This window comes from Pseudomonas sp. P4_C3, assembly GCF_056402075.1.
Genome location: NZ_JBFUIC010000328.1, coordinates 1 through 4,392 on the forward strand (window position 1 = coordinate 1; position 4,392 = coordinate 4,392).

The 4,392-nt window shown below is 63.1% G+C and carries 4 protein-coding genes; 2 read left to right on the top strand and 2 right to left on the bottom strand.

What is annotated here, in order from left to right:
• Positions 1 to 181 precede the first annotated feature (181 nt).
• A complete protein-coding gene (locus AC1DVH_RS26835; protein WP_477756337.1) occupies positions 182 to 637 on the top strand; it encodes a helix-turn-helix domain-containing protein in 456 nt (151 codons plus the stop codon).
• Positions 638 to 673: 36 nt separating this feature from the next.
• On the opposite strand, the gene AC1DVH_RS26840 is transcribed toward AC1DVH_RS26835, so the two are convergent.
• Together AC1DVH_RS26840 and AC1DVH_RS26845 are read right to left on the bottom strand one after the other, a co-directional pair.
• Entirely contained in the window at positions 674 to 1,498 is an 825-nt protein-coding gene (locus tag AC1DVH_RS26840) for an alpha/beta fold hydrolase (protein ID WP_477756338.1), read from the bottom strand.
• Between the two features lie 35 nt (positions 1,499 to 1,533).
• Positions 1,534 to 2,109: a flavodoxin family protein gene (locus tag AC1DVH_RS26845; RefSeq protein ID WP_477756339.1), complete on the bottom strand. Its 576-nt coding sequence runs from the start codon at positions 2,107 to 2,109 to the stop codon at positions 1,534 to 1,536.
• Between the two features lie 285 nt (positions 2,110 to 2,394).
• On the opposite strand from AC1DVH_RS26845, the gene AC1DVH_RS26850 reads away from it, so the two are divergent.
• Positions 2,395 to 4,392: ATP-binding protein (locus AC1DVH_RS26850; RefSeq protein ID WP_477756340.1), on the top strand; the 1,998-nt coding region annotated here is incomplete at its 3' end.

Consider the following 4,392-nt stretch of genomic DNA (forward strand, 5'->3'; position numbering starts at 1 on the left):
CACTTGCAACGATGTGCTGTGTTCACAACCTCGGGCATGGAATTAACAACGTTTAACTCGTCAGCCACAGCGGGCGCCGCCAACAATGAAGCCCTCAGCGCAGAACTGTTTTTCCAGAGTAACGGTGCTGATCGCTCAAACCGGGCGCCAGTGCTTTTCCTCCCCCGACCGGACAATGGCCATGGCTTCCCCACAGCACACCACCGCCCGCGCACTTGCCAGCGAACCACGCAAGACCCACACCGGCGGCCTCAGCCCGCAGCGCGAACGGCTGGTCAAACAACTGATCCTCGAACGCCTGGGCGACAGCCTGGAAGTCAGCGAACTGGCACAGGCCTGCGCCCTCTCGCGCAGTCACTTCTCCCGCGCGTTCAAGTGCAGCACCGGCCTCTCGCCCCAGGACTGGATTCGCCAGCAGCGCATTGTCCTGGCCAAGCAATTGATCCAGTACACCGACATGAGCCTTACGCAGATCAGCCTTGAATGCGGCTTCTGCGATCAGGCGCACTTCTGCCACATCTTCACCCGCAGCGAAGGCATCAATCCGTTTGCGTGGCGCAGTCAGGTGGTGCTTGGCCTTAAAAGCAAAAGATCGCAGCCTTCGGCAGCTCCTACGGGCATGCACGCAACCCTGTAGGAGCTGGCGAAGCCTGCGATCTTTTGATCCGGCTTTTTAACCTTTCAAGAACGCCAACAGGTCAGCGTTGAGCTGATCCTTGTGGGTGTCCGTCAAACCGTGAGGGGCGCCCGGGTAAATCTTCAGGGTCGAGCCCTTCACCAGCCTGGCGGAGGCGACGCCCGCCGCTTCGTACGGCACCACCTGATCCGCGTCGCCATGCACCACCAGGGTCGGCACGTCGAACTTCTTCAGGTCTTCGGTGAAGTCGGTTTCCGAGAACGCCTTGATGCAGTCATAGGCGTTCTTGTGCCCGGCCATCATGCCCTGCATCCAGAACCAGTCGATCATACCCTGGGACGGTTTCGCGCCGGGTTTGTTGAAGCCGAAGAACGGGCCGCTGGCGAGGTCGACGTACAGCTGCGAACGGTCGGCCAGCGAGGCCTGGCGGATGCCGTCGAACACGTCCAGCGGCAGGCCGCCGGGGTTGGCTTCGGTCTTGAGCATCAGGGGCGGCACCGCGGAAATCAGCCCGGCCTTGGCCACGCGCCCGGTGCCGTGGCGACCGATGTAACGTGCCACCTCGCCACCGCCGGTGGAGAAGCCGAACAGCACGGCGTTTTGCAGATCGAGCAGCTCGATCAACTGCGCCAGATCGTCGGCGTAATGGTCCATGTCATTGCCCGACCACGGCTGGCTGGAACGCCCATGACCGCGACGGTCGTGGGCGATGACCCGGTAGCCCCTGGAGGCCAGGAAAATCATCTGCGACTCCCAGCTGTCGGCGTTCAGCGGCCAGCCGTGACTGAAGACAATCGGCTGACCGGTGCCCCAGTCCTTGTAGTAGATCTCGACGCCGTCGCGGGTAGTGAAGGTGCTCATGGGTGATGCCTCCTTAACGAGGGTTGGGGTGTGAATCAAACCGGTAGCGGGTTCATGCGATCCGCCAGGCGCGCCACACGCTCGCCCAGGTGCGCGGCGGTGCAGCGATCCTCGGGCGGAGGGGCATCGTCGGGGGATTGTTCGACATTCGACTGGGCCATGGCGCCCAGTGAGCTGCCCAGGCGATTGAGCTGGCCGTTGAACGCACCGCTGCTGGAGCGCGCCGGCAGCAGGTCGAGGCCGACCCAGATCATCGAGTGCTGGGCGGCGAACACGGCCATCTGCAGCAATGTGTTGAGTTTGTCGCCGCACAGGCAGCCGGAATTGGTGAAACCGGCTGCCAGTTTGTCGCGCCAGGGCTGGGCCAGGTAGAACGCCGCCGTGGCCTCCATGAATGCCTTGAAGGCCGCCGAGGCGCTGCCCATGTAGGTCGGCGCGCCGAAGATGATGGCGTCGGCGTTGTGCAGCCGCTCCCAGTGCTCGTCCACGTCCTCGACCGGAATCAACTGGCAGGTGCTGCCCAGATGCCGTTCCACGCCCCCGGCCACGGCTTCGGCCATGACCCGGGTGTGCCCGTAGCCACTGTGATAGACCACCACCACGTTGCTCATTGCTCTGTCCTTGCGATGGATTGAATCCCTTTGTAGGACCGATTTTTGGCGCAGACCGGACGCGCGACGAGTTAAACGTTGTTAAATTTCCATGGCGCGCAAAAAGCCTCGGCAACTGCTGTCCGTCTGTCGCGCCCAATGATCACGGGACCGACAGCCATTGGCCGATACGTTAGAGTCAATGCCTGCCCCTTCAGTCACCCGGGCGGCGCATTGCGCTGGGTAAAAAACCTGAGGAATATGCTCGAAAACCGCGTATTAGACGGATGCAGCAGGAGCGACTCGTTGACCCTTTCCCCCGAACAGGCTGTTCATTTCGGCCCCTACCGGGTCTACCCCGGACAACGCCTGGTGATGGAGGCCGACCAGCCCTTGCGCCTGGGGYGGCGCGCCATGGACATTCTGTTGATCCTGCTTGAGCACGCCGGCAACGTGGTCAGCAAGCAGCAGCTGATCGCCCGGGTCTGGCCCAGCAGCGTGGTCGAAGACATCAACCTGCGGGTGCACATGGCCGCGTTGCGCAAGGCGCTCGGCGACGGTCAGGCCGGCCAGCGCTACATCGTCACCGTGGCCCAGCGCGGGTACAGTTTCGTCGCACCGCATTCACTGGAGCAGGCCGAGCAAGCGCCGGAGCCCGCACGTACCGCGTCGAGCCGGCATAACCTGCCGGTGCGCCGCACGCGCATGATCGGCCGGCAGACCCTGGTCGACAACCTGATGGAACAACTGCCCCGCCAGCGCTTCATCACCCTCCTCGGCCCCGGCGGCATCGGCAAGACCACCGTAGCCCTGCGGGTCGCCGAACAAATGATCGGTCGCTACCGGGACGGCATTCACCTGCTGGACCTGGCCCCGATCAACTGCCCGCTGATGATTAACGGTCATCTGGCGACGCTACTCGAACTGGCCCTGCACGACGACGCTCCCCTGAGCGGACTTGCAGACTCTCTGCGCGATCGCCACATGCTGCTGATCATCGACAACTGCGAACACTTGGTCGACGCCATTGCCCAGCTCAGCGAAGACATTCTGCGCAGTGCGCCGCACGTGCACATCCTCGCCACCAGCCGCGAGAGCCTGCGGGCCGAAGGGGAATTCGTCCAGCGTCTGGAGTCACTCGACTGCCCGCCGCCCATCGCCGTCCTCGACCGCGCCCAGGCCATGACCTTTTCCGCCCTGCAACTGTTTGTCGAGCGGGCCATGGCCAGTCATGACAGCTTTGAACTGACTGATGATGAACTGCCGCTGCTGATAGACATTTGCCATCGACTGGACGGCATACCGCTGGCCATCGAACTGGCAGCGGCGCAAGTCGGCAACTTCGGATTGCACGGCTTGCTGGCGCAGTTGCAAAGCAGCTTCCGGTTGCTGAACCAGTCCTGCCAGACGCCCCTGGCACGCCATCAGACCCTGCGTGCAACATTGGACTGGAGCTTTGAACTGCTCACTGCCTGCGAAAAGACCTGCCTGCGCCGACTGAGTGTGTTTTGCGCTGGCTTCACCCTGGAGTCGGCAGCGGCGGTGATTGTCGGCGAACATATAGAACCGCGCGAGGTGTTCGGTTCAATCACGCAACTGGTCGCCAAGTCGTTGCTGAACGTGGAAGTGGGCGACGAAGACGTGTACTACCGTCTGCTCGACACCACCCGCGGCTACGCCCAGGAAAAACTTGCGCAAACCGCCGACCTGCCCGGCACGCGGGAACGCCATGCCGAGCGCTGCCTGGTGCTGATGCAACAGGCGCAGGACGACTGGGAGAAAACCTCGACCGACCTGTGGATCGAGCGCTATGGCCGGGCTCTGGAGGACATCCGTGCAGCCCTCGATTGGGGTTTGCACGCGCAAGGGCCGCAGGCACTGGCGATACGCCTGGCCGCGAAGTCCACTCCCCTGTGGCAGGAGTTGTCACTACTCAAGGAACACGGCGGTTATGTGCGCAAGGCCCTGGCCTTGCTCGAGCAGTCACCCGAGCCTTGCCCGCGCCTGAAGATGGCCCTCATGCTGGCCCTGGGCAGCGCCTGTTATCACGCGCAGGGGGGTACCGACGAAACCGTCGGCGCCTTCGTCAGCGCCCACCGCCTGGCCCGACAGTGCAACGATGTGGCTGGCCAGTTACTGGCGATTTCCGGTCACCTGGCGGTCAATCTCTGTTGCGGTCATTACCGGATGGCCCAGGAGCAGAGCCGACAATTCGATCAACTGGGGCTGCATGACGACGCCCTGATGTCCCTGAGCATGCATCGATTGCGGGTACTGGCCCTGCACTTCTGCGGCGACCAGCAT

Excerpts from the sequence above, each read along its gene's own strand:
- AC1DVH_RS26845 (WP_477756339.1), bottom strand. The coding sequence starts at position 2,109 with ATGAGCAACGTGGTGGTGGTCTATCACAGTGGCTACGGGCACACCCGG.
- AC1DVH_RS26840 (WP_477756338.1), bottom strand. The coding sequence starts at position 1,498 with ATGAGCACCTTCACTACCCGCGACGGCGTCGAGATCTACTACAAGGAC.
- AC1DVH_RS26835 (WP_477756337.1), top strand. The coding sequence starts at position 182 with ATGGCTTCCCCACAGCACACCACCGCCCGCGCACTTGCCAGCGAACCA.